The sequence below is a fragment of the uncultured Stenotrophomonas sp. genome, assembly GCF_963519125.1.
GTDB lineage: Bacteria > Pseudomonadota > Gammaproteobacteria > Xanthomonadales > Xanthomonadaceae > Stenotrophomonas.
The window spans coordinates 1-15,960 of sequence record NZ_CAUQLJ010000022.1 but is presented as its reverse complement, the minus strand read 5'-3'; the positions used below and the strand labels follow the sequence as shown (position 1 = coordinate 15,960).

The window sequence follows — 15,960 nt, the reverse complement described above, 5'->3', positions numbered from 1 at the left end:
GACGTTGTGACGTGTTCGACCCATTCGCACCCACTGCGACCCGAAAGCGGCATCCTGCGTGTTCGTAGTTCCCGTTCGGACCCCGCGCATGCTCCAGACCCTGGCCATTTCCCGCTACCGCTCCCTGCACGACCTGGTCGTGCCGATGGGGCGGCTGAACCTGGTGACCGGCGACAACGGCAGCGGCAAGTCCAGCCTGTACCGCGCGCTGCGCCTGCTGGCCGACACCGCCCAGGGCGGCGTCGCCGCGGCGCTGGCCCGCGAAGGCGGCCTGGGCTCCGCGCTGTGGGCGGGCCCGGCGCAGACCAGCCGGGCCATGCAGCAGGGCGACGTGCCGGTGCAGGGCGCCGCCCGCAGCGAACCGGTGGCGCTGCGCCTGGGATTCGCGGCCGACGACTTCGGCTACGCAATCGATCTGGGCTTTCCGGTCCCCAGCAATTCGGCGTTCGCGCTCGACCCGCAGATCAAATGCGAAAGCATCTGGGCCGGACCGTTCCTGCGCGGCAGTGCGGTGCTGGTGGAACGGCGCGGACCGCTGGTGCGGCGACGCAATGGCAGGCACTGGGAAACGGTGGACGACCGGTTGTCGGTGTTCGACAGCGTGTTTTCGCAGCTGGCCGACCCGCAGCGCATGCCCGAAGTGCTGACCCTGCGCGAGATGATCCGCGCGTGGCGCTTTTACGACCACTTCCGCACCGACACCGACGCACCGGCGCGGCAGTCGCCGCTGGCCACGCGCACGCCGGTGCTGGCCGCCGACGGCCGTGACCTGGCAGCGGCCTGGCAGACCATTGTCGAGGTCGGCGACGCGCAGGGCCTGGCCGAGGCGGTGGACGACGCCTTCCCGGGGGCACAGGTCCACATCGAAGGCAGCGAGGGGCGACTGCACCTGAAGTTCCACCAGCATGGGTTGCTGCGCCCGTTGTCGGCTGCCGAGTTGTCCGACGGCACCCTGCGTTACCTGTTGCTGATCGCGGCGCTGCATACGCCGCGGCCGCCGCCGCTGATGGTGCTCAACGAACCGGAAACCAGCCTGCACCCGGACCTGCTGCCGGCGCTGGGCCGGCTGATCATCGCAGCCACCGCGCGCAGCCAGCTGTGGGTGGTATCGCACGCCACGCGGCTGGTGGCGGCGCTGCGCGAGTCGCCGCTGTGCAATCCGATCGCGCTGGAAAAACAGATGAGCCGCACCACCCTGGTCGGGCAGGGGCTGCTCGACGCGCCGGCCTGGTACTGGCCCGAGCGCTGATCAATCGGCGATGTTGCGTGCCTCGGAGGTCCCCAGGATTTCCGGGTGCTGCACCGGCTTGCGGCGATTCAACAGCGGGTGCAGGAACACCGCACCGACGATGATCGCAACGCCGGCGTAGAACAGCGGGGTGAGTTCGCGCTGTTCGCTCAGCAGCACCATGGCCAGCAGGATCGCGTACACCGGCTCCAGGTTGGTCACCAGCTGCACGGTGTAGGCACTGAGGTGGCGCAGCGCGACCAAGGCCAGTGCGAACGGCAGCAGCGTGCAGACCCCGGCCAGGACCAGCAGCAGCATGCTGTCGTGCAGGTCCGGCACCACCCACAGCGGGCTGGCCAGCGCCGGCAGCAGGAACGGCAGCACGGGGGCGAGCAGGGTCAGGGTCACGGTGCCGGCACCCAGCTCCACCGCGGTGACGGTGAGCGGGTCGGCGTGGCTGACCAGGCGCTTGTTGAGCGAACCGAAGATCGCCACCAGCAGCGCCGACATCGCACCCACCAGTACGCCCAGGCGCATGCCGTCGGGCACGCCGCCGACCACCATGCCGACACCGGGCAGCACGGCGATGCCGAAGGCCAGTTCGCGCAGCTGGAACGGGCGCTTGGCCACCCACGGTTCGATCACCGCGGTGAACACCGGGGCCAGCGCGATGCAGGTGGCGGCCACCGACGCGTTGGCCAGTTTCACCGCGCCGTAGAAGGTCAGCCAGTGCAGCGCCACCAGCGCGCCCACCCCGCAGTAGCCGGCGAACAGGGCAGGGGAGAGCTGACGCAGCCCGCGCCAGACCCGCGGCAGCAGGGCGAGCATGGCCACCACCAGCAGCATGCGCCACCACACCAGTGGCAGCGCGGGCAGGGAGATCAGCTTGCCGAGGATGGCGGTGATGCCCCACAACAGCACGCAGAAGTGGATCTGAAGGAGCGCTCTGCGCGTGTCGGTAATAGCCATCCCGCCATTTTGCGCGAATACCCCCCGGTAGTGCCACGCCCTGCGTGGCAACCAGGCAAACCCATCACCAATCAGCCCCCCACGCCCTCCAACTGCGCGCGCAACGCCACCGCCGCCCCCGGGTTGCGCTGCTTGGCCGCGCCAATGAACAGCACATACACCTCGCGGGGCGCACCCGCTTTCGCGGCGGGCAGCACGTGCGGCAGATCAGGATTGTCGCCACCCCGTGCCCAGCGCATCGCGCGCAGGCACCATTGTTCCAGCGTGCGTTGCGGATACCCCGCGCGCAGGTTGGCGCGCGACTGCATCAGCCGCGCGTAGATGAAGTCGGCGGTGGGGTCGGCAAAGCTCGGGTGCTCCTTCGACCCACTGAACACCAGCGCGGCGTTGTGCGCACGCGCCACCGCGACCAGCTCCGGGGTCCACGCGTCCGGATTGCGCACCTCCAGCGCATGCTGCAGGGCGCGGCCATCCGTCTTCTTCGGCAGTGCGTCGAGGAAACGGTCGAATTCCTGCGCCCCGGCCGGGTGGCGGTCGGCGAACTGCCAGACCAGCGGACCCAACCGGTCCTGCAGTGCGCTGATGCCCTCGATGAAGCTTTCCGCACGCGCGGCGGCCTCGGCAAGGTCGTGGCGCTGGGTGATCGTGCGCGGCGCCTTGGCCGAAAAGCGGAACCCCGGTGGGGTCTGCTCGCGCCATTGCGCGTACACCGCCGGCTTCTGCGCGCGGTAGAAGGTGCTGTTGATCTCGATGCAACCCAGCTGGCGGCTGGCATGCGCCAGCTCTTCGCGCTGCGGCATACCGGCAGGGTAAAAAGTGCCGCCGCGCCAGGCCGGGAACACCCAGCCGCCGATGCCGGTGCGGATCGGCCCGGGCGCCGCCTTCTTCAAACGCTGGGCTCCTTCCACGGGTCGTAGCTGCCGAACCACCACAGGTGGCCTTCCAGGTCGCGGCAGGCATAGCCGCGGCCGCCGTAGTCCTGGCTGGCGATGGGAATGACGACCTCGGCCCCGGCGGCGACCGCGCGTTCGTGGTGGGCATCGGCATCGGTCACGATCACGCAGGCGCTCTGGGTTTCGCGTTGGCCGATCTCGTCGGGCTGGACCACCCACTTGCCCCATTCGCCGCCGTTGTCGACCGAGCCGAGCATGATCATGCCGCGGCCGTACACCAGCTGGGCGTGGTAGACAATGTCGCCTTCGGCATACACGGCTTGTGCGGTAAAGCCGAATGCCTTCTCCAGCCACGCAATGGCCGCATGGGCATCGCGGTAGCGCAGACAGGGAATGATGGTGGAACCGGCATCGGGGGGCGTGGTCATGGGGGACTCCGGGTGGGCGGCTTCTGGCACAGGCGAGCCTGCGACCGCCCGCGTTACCATCGTGCGAAACCTCGACGCCACTGCAACACGCAACCGGAGACACTGTTTGAACACATCCTGGATGGGAGGCCTCGTGCTGCTGGCATGCGCACCCCTGGCGTCGGCAGCCGTGCCGGCCGAACTGCAGCAGCTGGACGCGACCGTGGAGCGCGTGCGCAGCCAGTTCGACGTACCCGGCATCGCGGTGGCGGTGGTCAAGGACGGCAAGGTGGTGATGGAACGGGGCTATGGCGTGCGCACGCTGGGCGAGCCGGATCCGGTCGACGCCGACACGCTGTTCGCGATCGCCTCCAACACCAAGGCGTTCACGGCGACCTCGCTGAACCTGCTGGCCGAGCAGGGCAAGCTGAAGATGGACGACCGGGTGATCGACCACCTGCCGTCGTTCCGCATGTCCGACCCGTACGTGACCGGCGAGATGCGCATCCGCGACCTGTTGGCGCACCGCAGCGGGCTCAGCCTGGGCGCGGGCGACCTGCTGTTCTGGCCGACCACCACCTACAGCAATGCCGAGGTGGTGGAGCGCTTGGGCAAGGTGCCGCTGAAAGCGGGCTTCCGCGACCGCTATGCCTACGACAACATCCTGTACGCGGTGGCCCAGCAGGTGATCGAGAAGGTGTCGGGCCAGTCCTACGCCGACTTCCTGCAGCAGCACATCTTCACCCCGGTTGGCATGACGGGTACCCGCTTCAATGCGGACCACCTGCAGAAGGGCAACAAGCCCGCCACCGGGCACGCCAAATTCGATTTCACCGAGCTGCGCACGGTGGCGCCGCTGACCTGGTCCAACAACGCCGGCGCCGGCGGGATCTACTCCAGCGTGCACGACATGGCGCGCTGGATGCAGGTGCAGCTGGCACATGGCAGGCTGGAGAGCGGGACGCCGCTGTTCAGCCCGAAGACCCAGCAGGCGATGTGGCAGATGATCACCCCGCAGGTAGTGCCGGAGCCCAGCGTGCCGCAGCTGGCGGCGGCGCGACCGAACTTCGCCGGGTACGGTGAAGGCTGGAGCCTGAGCGACTACCGGGGGCAGAAGCTGGTCTGGCACACCGGTGGCTGGCCGGGCATGGTGTCGCGGGTGACCCTGGTGCCGGAGAAGAACCTGGGCGTGGTGGTGCTGACCAACCAGGAAGTGGGCGCGGCGTTCAATGCAGTCACCATGGAGGTGCTGGACGCCTACCTGGGCGGGCCGGACACCGACTGGGTGGCGGCGTACGCGGCAGCGGTGGCCAAGGCGCAGGACAAGGCCGACGAGGGCTGGGCGGCACACAAGGCTGCACGCGACCCGAAGTCGACCCCGTCACTGGCGCTGGGCGGCTACGCGGGCACCTACCGTGACCCGTGGTATGGCGAGGTGTTCGTGGAGCCGCGTGGCAAGGCGCTGCGCCTGCGCTTCGGCAAGACCGCGCAGCTGGTGGGGACGATGGAGCACTGGCAGCACGACACGTTCATCGTGCGCTGGGACGACCGCTCGCTCAACGCGGATGCGTTCGTGAACTTCAGCCTGGATCCGGATGGCAAGGTGCGCGAGGTGCGCATGCAGCCGGTGTCGTCGCTGACCGACTTCAGTTTCGATTTCCAGGATCTGGTGTTGACGCCGGTGCGCACCGACGCTGCCAGATGAACCGCGTGTTGCGCGGGTGAAAACAAACGGCAGGCCGCGGTGGGATAATCGCGGCCTGTCTGTTTTCCGGGAAAGGGAATGTTCCGCTGGTTCGAGTCGCTGATTCCGGTGTTTCCACCGATCGACGCGCGCATGCCGCCGCGCCGGGTGCTGCCGTTCTACATCCACTACCTGCGCCCGGTCTGGCCGGTGCTGCTGGCCACGCTGATCGCCGGATTGCTGCTGGCGCTGGTGGAAGTGGCGATGTTCGACTTCCTTGGCCGCATCGTGGACATGGTGAGCGAGCAGCCGGACGCGAGCTTCTTCGCGCGGCATGCCGATTCGCTGCTGTGGATGGCAGCGATCACGCTGATCGCACGGCCGGTGCTGGTTGGCCTGCACAACCTGCTGGTCAACCAGGCGATCGTGCCGGGGCTGAGCAACCGCTCGCGCTGGCTGATGCACAACTACGTGGTGCGCCAGAGCCTGTCGTTCTTCCAGAACGACTTTGCCGGCAGCATGGCCAACCGGGTGATGCAGACGGGGACGTCGCTGCGCGAGTCGGCGGTGCAGATGGTGGATTCGCTGTGGTACATCGTGGTCTACACGGGCACGGCGTTGTACCTGTTCGCGCAGGCGGACTGGCGGTTGATGATTCCGCTGGTGCTGTGGCTGGGCGCGTACGTGGCGATCATGCTGTACTTCGTGCCGCGCGCGAAGGAGCGGGCCTGGATCGCGTCGGAAGCGCGCTCGAAGGCGATGGGCCGGATCGTGGATGGTTACACCAACATTCCGACGCTGAAGCTGTTCGCGCACGGCGGGCGTGAGCAGGCGTACGTGGCGGAGGCGATCGAGGAGCTGGCGGTGAAGCATCGTCGGCAGACGCGGATCACGACGAGCCTGGACCTGACCATTTCGATCGTGAACGGGTTCCTGATCACGGGTACCTGCGGGCTGGCATTGTGGCTGTGGAGCCACGGCAACATCACGGTGGGGGCGATCACGCTGGCGACAGGGCTGGTGATCCGCATCCACAACATGTCCGGCTGGATCATGTGGACGATCAACGGGATCTTCGAGGACATCGGCACGGTGCAGGACGGGATCACGACGATCGCGCAGCCGTTGAGCGTGCAGGACCGGGCGGACGCGGTGCCGTTGGTGGTGCGCGAGGGTGGGGTGCAGTTCGATGCGATCCACTTCCATTACGGCAAGAAGGGTGGGGTGATCGCGGGGCTGGACCTGGTGGTGAAGCCGGGCGAGAAGATCGGGCTGGTGGGGCCGTCGGGTGCGGGCAAGTCGACGCTGGTGAACGTGCTGCTGCGGTTGTACGACCTGGAGAGCGGGCATATCCGCATCGACGGGCAGGACATCGCGGCGGTGACGCAGGAAAGCCTGCGTCGTCAGATCGGGGTGGTGACGCAGGACACGTCGCTGCTGCACCGTTCGATCCGTGACAACCTGCTGTACGGCCGGCCCGATGCGACTGAAGAACAGCTGCGAGCAGCGGTGGCGAAGGCGCGGGCGGCAAGCTTCATCGAGACGCTGCGTGACGGCGAAGGCCGGCAGGGCTACGACGCGCACGTGGGCGAGCGCGGGGTGAAGCTGTCCGGCGGCCAGCGCCAGCGCATTGCGATCGCGCGGGTGCTGCTGAAGGATGCACCGATCCTGGTGCTGGACGAAGCGACGTCGGCGCTGGATTCGGAAGTGGAAGCGGCGATCCAGGAGAACCTGGACGAGTTGATGTCGGGCAAGACCGTGATTGCGATTGCGCACCGGTTGAGCACGATCGCGCGCATGGATCGTCTGGTGGTGATGGACCAGGGCCGGATCGTGGAGACCGGCACGCACGCCGAACTGGTGGCTGCCGGTGGGCTGTACGCGCGCCTGTGGGCGCGGCAGACGGGTGGGTTTGTTGCGGCGGACGAGGCCTGACGCCGGGGCTGCAGAAAAATCGCACTAAAACAAAAAACGGCCCGGTTCTCACCGGGCCGTTCTGCATTTCAACACTACCGATCAATTACTCGATCGGCTGGTCCAGCATCAGCTGGCGTGCGAAGCGCACCGGCGGGGCGCCGTAGGACAGCATCTGGTCGTGGTAGGCCTTCAGGTTGAACTTGTCGCCCTGCTTTTCCTGCACGGCCTTGCGGGTGTCGAAGTGTTCCTGCGCGCCGACGAAGTAGGTCGGCAGCTGCGCCGAGGTCAGCTGTGCACGCACCCACTTGCCCGAGGCTTCGCTTTCCTGCTGGAACGCGTCGTGGGTCATCAGCTGCATCGCCTGTTCGCGGGTCCAGTTGTCCACGTGCACGCCCTGGTCCAGGATCGCGTTGGAAATGGTGCGCAGGTAGAACTTCAGCTGCACCAGGTGGAACAGCGGATCGTTATCCAGGTAGCCCTGCTCCTGCATCATCCGCTCGGTGTACACCGCCCAGCCTTCGGCGAACAGGCCCGAACGTAGTACGGCACGCAGGGTCGAGGGGAACTTGCCGGAATGCCAGCCTTCCAGGTAATGGCCCGGCGTGCCTTCGTGGATGCTCAGCAGGTGGATCATGCGGCTGTTGTACTCGCGCAGGAACGAGTCGACCTGCTTGTCGCTCCAGTCGTCCGGAATCGGCGACACCGCGTAGAAGGTCTTCAGGTTCTTGTCGAGCGGGCCCGGCGAATCGCAGTAGGCCACGGCCACGCCACGCTGGAATTCCGGCATCAGGATGATGTCCACCGGCGCGTCCGGCAGCGTCATCAGGTCGTGCGTGCGCACGAACTCGGTGGACTGGGCCAGCGCGGCCTTGGCGTCTTCGACCACCTTGTCGCGTGCCGGCTTGTCGGCGTAGGCCAGTTCCAGCGCGGCTTCGATCGCCGCCTGCTGCTGGGCATCGGTCGGGTTGGCCGGCAGCTCGGGCGCGCCCGGCTTGTCTTTCAGCACCGTCTGCGCGATGCCGTACATGTCCTGGCGGACGCGCTTGAGTTCGGCACGCGCGCGCTCGCCGATCTCGGCGCGCGACAGCGACGAATTCAGCGCGAACTTCAGCTTCTGGTCGTACAGCTCGGCGCCGATGCGGAAGTCGCCCTTGGCGTTCGGCACCAGGGTCTTGTCCAGCCAGGTCTGCTGCTCGTCCACCGCTTTCTTCAGCCCGTCGATGGCGGCCTGCAGGCGCTTGCCGTCTTCGGCGGGCAGTTCGCCGATGTGCGGGGTGATGAAGGTGTCGACGATGCTGAGGATGCCGCGGTTCTGCTTGGCCACGGTTTCGGCGTGGATCTTCGGCACGCGGGCCGGGTCCAGGTTCTCGCGGGCCTGGGCGAAGATCTGCGGCAGCTTCTCCATGCGCGCGGTGGCCGACTTCAAACGCTCGGGCAGCGGTGCGAATTCACGCGCCATCAGGCCATACAGCGCGCTGCCGGCGACGCTGTTGTACATCTGCGGGTCCCACTTGGAGGACTGCAGCACTTCGGCGGTCCAGATCTCCTGTTGCAGCTGGTTGCGCAGGATCGCGGCATCGACCTGGTTCTCGCGACCGAGCTTGCTGACGTCGATCTTGTCCAGTTCGCCCAGCAGGCCCTTGTAGGCGGTAAGCATCTTCTGCTGGCCGGCCGCGCTCAGGTCGTCGATCTCGCTGTCGTAGCGGTGGTCGCCGATCTGGGTGGCGCTGATCGGGGACAGCTGCATCCAGGTGTCCAAGGCGCGCTTGGACAGGTCGGCGAACGCGGCGTCAACGGCGGCGTCGGCGGCCGGAGCGCTGGCGGCGGTACCGGCGGCCGGTGCGGTAGGGGCGTCGGCCTGCTGGCAGCCACCCAGGGCGGCGATCAGGGCGAGGGCAAGAAGATGCTGGCGCATCGGCGATCCTGTGCTGTGGTCAATCGGCCAGCATAGGCGGCCCGGCGGGGTGCCGCCCGTGCCATTGGATTACCATGGCGCTTTCCAGACCGGCGGGGTGGTGCCATGCAGTACCAGGGAGGCTGTCACTGTGGAAACATCGCATTCACGTTGGAGGCGGCGGAGCCGATCGCCGAGGCGATGGACTGCAACTGCTCGCTGTGCCGCAAACGTGGCGGGCTGCTCTGGTTCGGTCCGCGCACCGCGTTGACCCTGACCACGGACCCGGCGGCAGTCAGTACCTACCAGTTCAACCAACGCCATCTGGAGCACCACTTCTGCGCGACCTGCGGCGTTGCACCCTTCAGCGAGGGCATCGACCCGCGCAGCAACCAGGCCATGGCGGCGGTGAATGTGCGCTGCCTGCCGGAGGTGGACCTGGACGCCTTGAAGATCAGCCATTACGACGGAGCGAAAGTTTGAAGACAGGGATGCGTTGGCGCGGATGCGCCGTGGCAGGGATGGTGGTGCTGGCGCTGGCGGGATGCAGCAACAAGGAGCATTACCCGTCGGTTGCCGCCAAAATGGAATCGGGCGCCGTAGCCTCGCCGGAGGGCGCGTCGCTGGCCTACGAGCACGAGGTGGAGGTGAAGCTGGATGCCGCGCAGATCGGTCCGCGCGTGAAGCAGATCAGCGAGGCGTGCCAGGCCAACCGTTTCGGCGACTGCGCGGTCCTGCAGGTGGGCCAGCAGGGCGGGGAGTATCCGTCCGGATCGATCCGGGTGCGGATCGCGCCGAAGGGCGTGGAACCGCTGATCGGGTTGGCCGGTGCGGGTGGCGACGTCGCGTCGCGCAACACCCAGGCCGAGGACCTGGCCCAGCAGGTGGCGGACACGGCGCTGACCCAGGCACGACTGCGCAAGGAACACGAACGCCTGCTGGCATACCAGGACGACAAGGGCATCAAGGTCGCCGACCTGCTGGTGATCACGCAGCGGCTTTCGGAGATCGAGGCCGGGCTGGAGCAGGCCAACAAGGAGGCGGCCAACCATCGGCGGCGGATCGATACGCAGCTGTTGACGGTGCGCTTCGAGGCGCCGTCGGTCCAGCGCAGCCGCAGCGAGATAGGCCAGGCGCTGAGTGAGTTCGGGGCGACCCTGACCAGCAGCGTGGCGTTCGTGATCCGTGCGGTGGCGGCGCTGCTGCCGATCTCGCTGGTGCTGTGGCTGGTGGGCTGGGTGGCGCTGAAGCTGTGGCGTCGTCGTCGCCGGAACATCACCGCGCAGGCCAGGTAAACCAGCGGGACACCCGCCGGCTCCAGGCAGCGCACCTCCGTGCGGAGGTGCGCTCGGCCAGGTTCAGCCTTCGTCTTCCTCGTACTCCACGAACACGTCCAGCTCGCGGGCGAGCACTTCCACGGCGTCGCGAACGCGCTGCGTGGTGTACTCATTGCCGACTTCCACTTCCAGTTCGTGCGTGCCGGGTCCGATATCGTCAGACAGGCCGGCGGAGCTGGAATCGTCGTCATCCATGTGCGGCATCAGGTCATCGGTTTCTTCGACATGCTCGATGCCGTCGATGCTCTGCAGCAGGTCGGCGATGGCGCGGGCATCGTCTTCGGTGCCGGTGATCCGGATACGCAACATGGCCATGGGGACGTCTCTGGGAAGGGAATTCCAGCCTAGCCAGCAGGTGGACAAGGGCAGGTGAGGAACGACCGGCCGCAGGTGCGTCTGTTCAGTCGCGCGCAATTCCCAACAATTCGTCCGGCAACGCGGGTATCGGCGTGCGGTCGTCCTGCGCTTCACGCTTGAGCCAGTCCATGAACGCGATGGCGGTGGGGCTGAGCGGGCGGTGGTCGGGATGCACGATGTAATAGGCGTAACGCGCCTTCAGCGCAGGGCCCGGGAGGCGTACCAGTTCGTAGCGTTGCAGGTAGGGCTGGGCGATGTGCTTGCGCGCGAGGACAGCGCCGATGCCGTACACCGCAGCGCGCATGGCGTCGGTGCTGTCGCTGAAGGTGTGCTGGGCGGGCAGGTCCAGGCCACGCACGCCGGCGGCGCGGAACCAGTCACGCCAGCCCTGGGGAGACATGTCGCTGACCAGAGGGAGGCTGGCGATCTGCTCAGGCTCACTCAGGCCTGAAACGCCTGCGAGCGCAGGCGAGGCCACGGGGCAGAGTTCGTCGTCCATCAGGTGGTGGGCGGTGAGCCCGGGCCACTGGCCGAGCCCGTAGCGGATACCCAGCTCGGGGCCGTTCTCATCGAAGCGCAGCAGTTCGCTGCTGGTCTGCAGTTCGATGCGCATGCGCGGGTGCTGGCGGGTGAAGCGCGGCAGGCGGGGCACGAGCCAGCAATAGGAAAGCGAGCGGATGGTGGTGACCCGCAGCGGCACGATGTCGGCCTGCGGATGCAGGTTGCCGGCCACGGCGTTGAGGTCGCTGAGCGCGGCGGCGGCGGCATCGGCGAGCTGGCGGCCTTCGGCGGTGAGGCGTACGCCGCGCGCCTGGCGCTGGAACAGGACGGTGCCGAGCAGGGATTCGAGCCGGCGCACGTGGTGGCTGACGGCGCTGGCGGTGAGGTGCAGTTCTTCAGCGGCGTGGGCGAAGTTCTGGTGGCGGGCGGCGACGGCGAACACGCCGAGGGCGGGCAGCAGGGCAGGGCGCAGGATCATCGGCAAGACCCAAATCTGATTTGTGGCTGGCACCGATACTACGCGCTTGCGAGGTCTTGGGCGCAGGCGGATGCTGTAAGTCTTCCCCCGGAGCCTTCGCCATGTTGCTGCCCGATCTGTCCCTGTCTGATTGCCGCACCATTGCAGCCGGGAGCTGGTCATGAGCGCCGACCTGGCGGCCGGCACGGCCACCCGTGACTGGCGCACGCCCCTGGAGCTGACCCTGCTGGGGGCGATCTGGGGTTGCTCGTTCCTGTTCATGCGGGTGGCGGTGCCGTCGTTTGGGCCGTACGCGTTGGTGGAAGTGCGCCTGCTGCTGGGCGCGCTGGTGCTGCTGCCGTTCCTGTGGAAAGCGCGTGCGCAGTTCCCGGCGCGGCGCTGGCGCTGGCTGGTGCCGATCGGGTTGATCAATTCGGCGATTCCGTTCGTGTTGTTCGCGTGGGCGGCGCAGCGTGCGCCGGCGGCGATCGGGGCGATCTGCAATGCGATGACGGTGTTGTTCGCGGCGCTGATCGCGTTCCTGTTCTTCGGTGAAAAGATCGGCATGCGTCGTGCGATCGCACTGCTGGTGGGCTTCACCGGGGTGGTGGTGCTGGCGACGGCCAAGGTGTCGGGATTGAGCATCGGCGCGGCGGTGATCGCCGGTTCGCTGGCGGCGCTGCTGTACGGGCTGGGGGTGAATCTGGTGAAGCGCCACATGACGGGTCTGCCACCGGCGGCATCGGCGGGCGCAACGCTGGGCAGCGCGGCGCTGGTGATGTTGCCGATGGCGCTGACGCACTGGCCCGAAGCGCCGATCCCCGTGCTGTCGTGGGCCTGCGCGATTGCGCTGGGCGTGGTCTGCACCGGCTTCGCCTTCCTGATGTTCTACCGCCTGATCGCCCGCATCGGCCCGGCCCGCGCCTCCACCGTGACCTACCTCGTGCCGATGTTCGGCGCACTGTTCGCCTGGATGTTCCTCGGCGAGCCGGTCACCTTGGCGATGCTGATCGCAGGCGCATTGATCCTCGGCAGCGTCGCGGTCTCCCAGCGCTCGCGGTAGTGCCGTAGAGCCGGGCTCTGCCCGGCTGCTCTTGATTGCATGGCGTCGCTTGGCGCCGGGCTGCGCCCGGCTTCGTGCATTTGGTCGAACAGCCGCCGTTTGCAAGGTTTCCCTGGCTGGGGCCGTCGGGTGTGGGTTTGTGGGGGACGCCGTAAACCCATCCATGGGGGCTAAGTCGCGGCATCCATGCCGCTCATTCCCCCACAAACCCACCCCCGCCGACCCTTCGATAGTGGGTCGCGGGCCAAGGGAAAAGCGGGTGTGTCGATCGAAGGTCGACACGAATGCGTGGGCTGCTGGTCTACGGTGGATACGCATGGCGTGTCACTACGAGGCGGGGCATGCTTCGGTAGGGTTGGTTCCCAAACAACCGCCGTGAACAGTTCGACGTCCGGTAACGACTGACAAACGAACAAAATCACTGCGTCGGCCAGCGGCCGACACCCGCGTTTCCCATGGCCAACAACACACCGTCGAGGGGTCGCCGGGTGGGGGGGTACGGGACCGTGAAGGCACATGGATGTGCCGCCCGAGCCTAACGGGAGATTTAAGGCGTGTCCCGTACCCCCCCGCCCGGCGGCCCCAACCAGGAGAGCTGGCAGACGAGGGCTGTTCGCCTGAATCCAACAGCAGCCGGGCAGAGCCGCGCCGCGGCCGCAATGACGCGTCCAACCGATGAACGCGTCGCCACGCGCCATTGCAACGAATGACCCGTCGCTTTACCGCACCGGCACAGGAATGTTGCACAGATCAATATGCCCAGCGGCACGCTTGTAGAAATCATCCACGCGGTTGCGGCGCGCTTCCACCGTATCGATGAATGTCTTCGAATCGGTGCGCAGCACCTGCAGCGTCGGCCGCTGCGCTTCGGGCAGGTCGCTCACGCGCTGGATCGAGGTGATGGGCGTGCGCTGCGCAGCGTCGGCGTAGAAGCCCATTGGCGCTGGACCTCGCGGCAGCGCACTGAGCAGTTCCATGCCCTTCAGCACGCGCCCCACCACCGTGATGTTGCGGTCCAGCTGGCGTGGCGACTGCCCGGTGACGACGTACAGCTCCGCGCCGATGCTGCTGTCTTCCTCGTTGTTGCGGCCTGCGCCCAGCGCACCGTAGCAATGCGCCAGCCAGGTCTTGCCGTCGGCCTTGTCCTGGCCCACGGCGAACCCATCCACGAAACCGGTCTGGTCCGCCCAGCCGTCACGGTCCGGCAGCACCGTGACCTTCAACCCCTTGCTGTCGCGCTGGAACTCCGCCGGCAGCTTGCGCTTGGCATTGCCCAGCGGCTTCGCCTTTGCCGCATCGTCCGCATCGGCGTCGCCGAACTGCACCACGAAATTGTCCTGCGCCCGGTAGATGCTCTCGCCGTCCCAGAAGTGCTCATGCGCCAGCGTCTGGATGTTCGCCACGTGCTGCGGCGCGAACGCCGGGGCCAGCTCGATCACCACCTGGCCCGCCGCCAGGTTCATCACCAGCAGGTTGGCCGGGTCCGGCGTGCGCCAGTCGCTGTCCGGCGACGCCTCCAGGATCTGCTGGGCACTGCGGTAGGGCGTAGCCGCCGTGGCCAGGGTTGGGAGGAGACAGGCCAGGGCAAGGGCCAGCAGGGCAGGACGGCGAGGCGACATGGTGAACCCTTTCTGGAAGATGTCCCGATTCTGGCGCACAACCGCCCCGCACCGGAACCACCCTCCACCCGGCAGGGTGACTAACGGCACGTTCGCTATAGCTGACTTCGCACTAGTGTTGACTCCACGCTAGCTGGAGATCGCCATGAGCGACCACGAGGTCCATCTCAAGAAGTTCCAGAAAGAGCTCAGCGCCGGCACCGTCTCGCTGGCGTTGCTGGCGGTGCTGGCCCGGACCGGCGAGCCGCTGTACGGCTACCTGATCGCCAAGGAGCTGGAGCGCGTGGGTGAGGGCGTGCTGAGTGGCAAGCAGAGCGCCTTGTACCCGGTGTTGCGCAACCTGGAAGGGGCCGGGCTGCTGGAGAGCCAGATCGAACCGTCGGTGGCCGGACCACCGCGAAGGTATTACCGCATCAACGAACGCGGCCGGCAGGTCCTGGAGCAGTGGACCCAGGCCTGGCGTGCCACCCGAGATTCCGTCGATTCCGTGCTGGAAGGGGTACTGCAATGAACGAACAGAGCATGGCGGGCGTGGGCCTGCCCACCACCATCGGGCAGTACCTGGCGCAGCTGCGCGCCGCCCTGCACGACGCCGACCCGGCGATGGTGCAGGACGCGCTGTATGACGCCGAGGAATACCTGCGCTCGGAGTTGGCCGCCCAACCCGGGCGCAGCGAAGCCGAGGTCATCGCCGACGTCGCCGGCAGCTACGGCGCACCGGAGGAAGTGGCCGAGATCTACCGCGAAACCGAAATCACCGTGAACCGCGCGCTGCGGACTCCCAGTGCCAGCATCCGTCCGATCGCCCGGGTAGTGCCGGCGCAGGTTGCGCCCGGTGCTGCCGCAGCAGCTGCCGCTGCGGGCGAGGTTCCGCCCGTGGACCGCGTGCCGCCGCCGCCGCGTTCGGCGCTGGCCCGGTTCTTCGGCGTCGCGCTGGAACCGCGCACCTATGGCTCGCTGTTCTACATGCTGCTGTCGCTGGCCACCGGCACGTTCTTCTTCACGTGGGTGATCACCGGCCTGTCACTGTCGCTGGGCCTGCTGATCCTGATCATCGGCATTCCGCTGACCGTGCTGTTCTTCGGTTCGGTACGCGGCCTGGCGCTGCTGGAAGGGCGCCTGATCGAAGTCCTGCTCGGCGAACGCATGCCGCGCCGGCCGCGTTATTCCGACCGCAGCCGCACCTGGCTGCAGCGGATCGGCGACATGTTCACCGACGGGCGCACCTGGCTGACCATGCTGTACTTCGTGCTGATGCTGCCGCTGGGCATCGTGTACTTCACCGTGGCAGTAACCCTGCTGTCGGTGTCGCTGGCCTTCATCTGGGCACCGGTGGCGGCGTTGTTCGCGCTGGACGGCGTGCCTGGCCTGTACATCGACGGGACCGTCACCACGCTGCCGCTGTGGACCACGCCGGCGTTCGCGGCACTGGGTGTGGTGATCCTGTTCTGCACCATGCACCTGGCGCGCTTCATCGGCCACGTCCACGGGCAGATGGCGAAGCATCTGCTGGTGCGTCTGTAGGAATCGGCGGGGGGGGGCCAAACAGCGGGACCCCCACCCGGCGACACACCCCAACGATCACCGAGGGGGGGTCGTTGGTGGGGGGGGTTGGCTGATGATCGGGGTTTTCG

At 67.4% G+C, this 15,960-nt stretch carries 15 protein-coding genes; 8 read left to right on the top strand and 7 right to left on the bottom strand.

The window, feature by feature from the left end:
* The first annotated feature begins 88 nt into the window (after positions 1-88).
* On the top strand, positions 89-1,249 hold the full coding sequence (locus RYM47_RS16260) for an AAA family ATPase (protein ID WP_315389203.1): 1,161 nt from the start codon (positions 89-91) through the stop codon (positions 1,247-1,249).
* Here the strand turns inward: RYM47_RS16260 and RYM47_RS16255 are convergent, their stop codons facing one another.
* The 3 genes from RYM47_RS16255 to RYM47_RS16245 all read right to left on the bottom strand — a co-directional run bounded on the left by RYM47_RS16255 (position 1,250) and on the right by RYM47_RS16245 (position 3,518).
* Positions 1,250-2,197, bottom strand: coding sequence for a DMT family transporter (locus tag RYM47_RS16255; protein WP_315389201.1), 948 nt, complete (start codon positions 2,195-2,197; stop codon positions 1,250-1,252).
* A gap of 71 nt (positions 2,198-2,268) precedes the next feature.
* Entirely contained in the window at positions 2,269-3,087 is an 819-nt protein-coding gene (locus RYM47_RS16250; RefSeq protein ID WP_315389199.1) for a DUF72 domain-containing protein, read from the bottom strand.
* Positions 3,084-3,518 carry a VOC family protein gene (locus tag RYM47_RS16245; RefSeq protein WP_315389197.1) on the bottom strand — a complete coding sequence of 145 codons (435 nt, stop codon included), beginning with the start codon at positions 3,516-3,518 and terminating at the stop codon, positions 3,084-3,086. Before RYM47_RS16245 ends, RYM47_RS16250 begins: the two co-directional genes overlap by 4 nt.
* A gap of 121 nt (positions 3,519-3,639) precedes the next feature.
* Here RYM47_RS16245 and RYM47_RS16240 point away from each other — a divergent pair, with 121 nt between their 5' ends.
* Positions 3,640-5,202, top strand: a complete 1,563-nt coding sequence (locus RYM47_RS16240) for a serine hydrolase (RefSeq protein WP_315389196.1) — start codon at positions 3,640-3,642, stop codon at positions 5,200-5,202.
* Between the two features lie 78 nt (positions 5,203-5,280).
* Complete coding sequence (gene smrA, locus RYM47_RS16235) at positions 5,281-7,116, top strand: multidrug efflux ABC transporter SmrA (RefSeq protein ID WP_315389195.1); 1,836 nt, start codon at positions 5,281-5,283, stop codon at positions 7,114-7,116.
* A gap of 85 nt (positions 7,117-7,201) precedes the next feature.
* Here smrA and RYM47_RS16230 read toward each other — a convergent pair whose 3' ends face one another.
* Positions 7,202-9,013, bottom strand: a complete 1,812-nt coding sequence (locus RYM47_RS16230; protein WP_315389193.1) for a DUF885 domain-containing protein — start codon at positions 9,011-9,013, stop codon at positions 7,202-7,204.
* Between the two features lie 105 nt (positions 9,014-9,118).
* On the opposite strand from RYM47_RS16230, the gene RYM47_RS16225 reads away from it, so the two are divergent.
* Both RYM47_RS16225 and RYM47_RS16220 read left to right on the top strand, forming a co-directional pair.
* The gene (locus RYM47_RS16225; protein ID WP_315389191.1) at positions 9,119-9,475 is read left to right on the top strand and encodes a GFA family protein; all 357 of its coding nucleotides are present in this window, start codon (positions 9,119-9,121) and stop codon (positions 9,473-9,475) included.
* Between the two features lie 38 nt (positions 9,476-9,513).
* Positions 9,514-10,287: a DUF4349 domain-containing protein gene (locus RYM47_RS16220; protein WP_315389246.1), complete on the top strand. Its 774-nt coding sequence runs from the start codon at positions 9,514-9,516 to the stop codon at positions 10,285-10,287.
* A 63-nt stretch (positions 10,288-10,350) separates the two neighbouring features.
* On the opposite strand, the gene RYM47_RS16215 is transcribed toward RYM47_RS16220, so the two are convergent.
* Positions 10,351-10,644, bottom strand: coding sequence for a hypothetical protein (locus RYM47_RS16215; protein ID WP_070209574.1), 294 nt, complete (start codon positions 10,642-10,644; stop codon positions 10,351-10,353).
* Between the two features lie 85 nt (positions 10,645-10,729).
* Positions 10,730-11,665: a LysR substrate-binding domain-containing protein gene (locus RYM47_RS16210; protein ID WP_315389187.1), complete on the bottom strand. Its 936-nt coding sequence runs from the start codon at positions 11,663-11,665 to the stop codon at positions 10,730-10,732.
* Between the two features lie 160 nt (positions 11,666-11,825).
* Here RYM47_RS16210 and RYM47_RS16205 point away from each other — a divergent pair, with 160 nt between their 5' ends.
* Positions 11,826-12,707, top strand: coding sequence for a DMT family transporter (locus RYM47_RS16205; RefSeq protein ID WP_315389185.1), 882 nt, complete (start codon positions 11,826-11,828; stop codon positions 12,705-12,707).
* Between the two features lie 719 nt (positions 12,708-13,426).
* On the opposite strand, the gene RYM47_RS16200 is transcribed toward RYM47_RS16205, so the two are convergent.
* On the bottom strand, positions 13,427-14,326 hold the full coding sequence (locus RYM47_RS16200; RefSeq protein ID WP_315389183.1) for a peptidylprolyl isomerase: 900 nt from the start codon (positions 14,324-14,326) through the stop codon (positions 13,427-13,429).
* 145 nt (positions 14,327-14,471) lie between these two features.
* Here RYM47_RS16200 and RYM47_RS16195 point away from each other — a divergent pair, with 145 nt between their 5' ends.
* Positions 14,472-14,837 (top strand): PadR family transcriptional regulator, encoded by a 366-nt coding sequence (locus tag RYM47_RS16195; RefSeq protein WP_070207550.1) that lies wholly within the window; start codon positions 14,472-14,474, stop codon positions 14,835-14,837.
* Positions 14,834-15,850: a sensor domain-containing protein gene (locus tag RYM47_RS16190; protein WP_315389179.1), complete on the top strand. Its 1,017-nt coding sequence runs from the start codon at positions 14,834-14,836 to the stop codon at positions 15,848-15,850. Before RYM47_RS16195 ends, RYM47_RS16190 begins: the two co-directional genes overlap by 4 nt.
* The last annotated feature ends 110 nt before the right edge of the window (positions 15,851-15,960 follow it).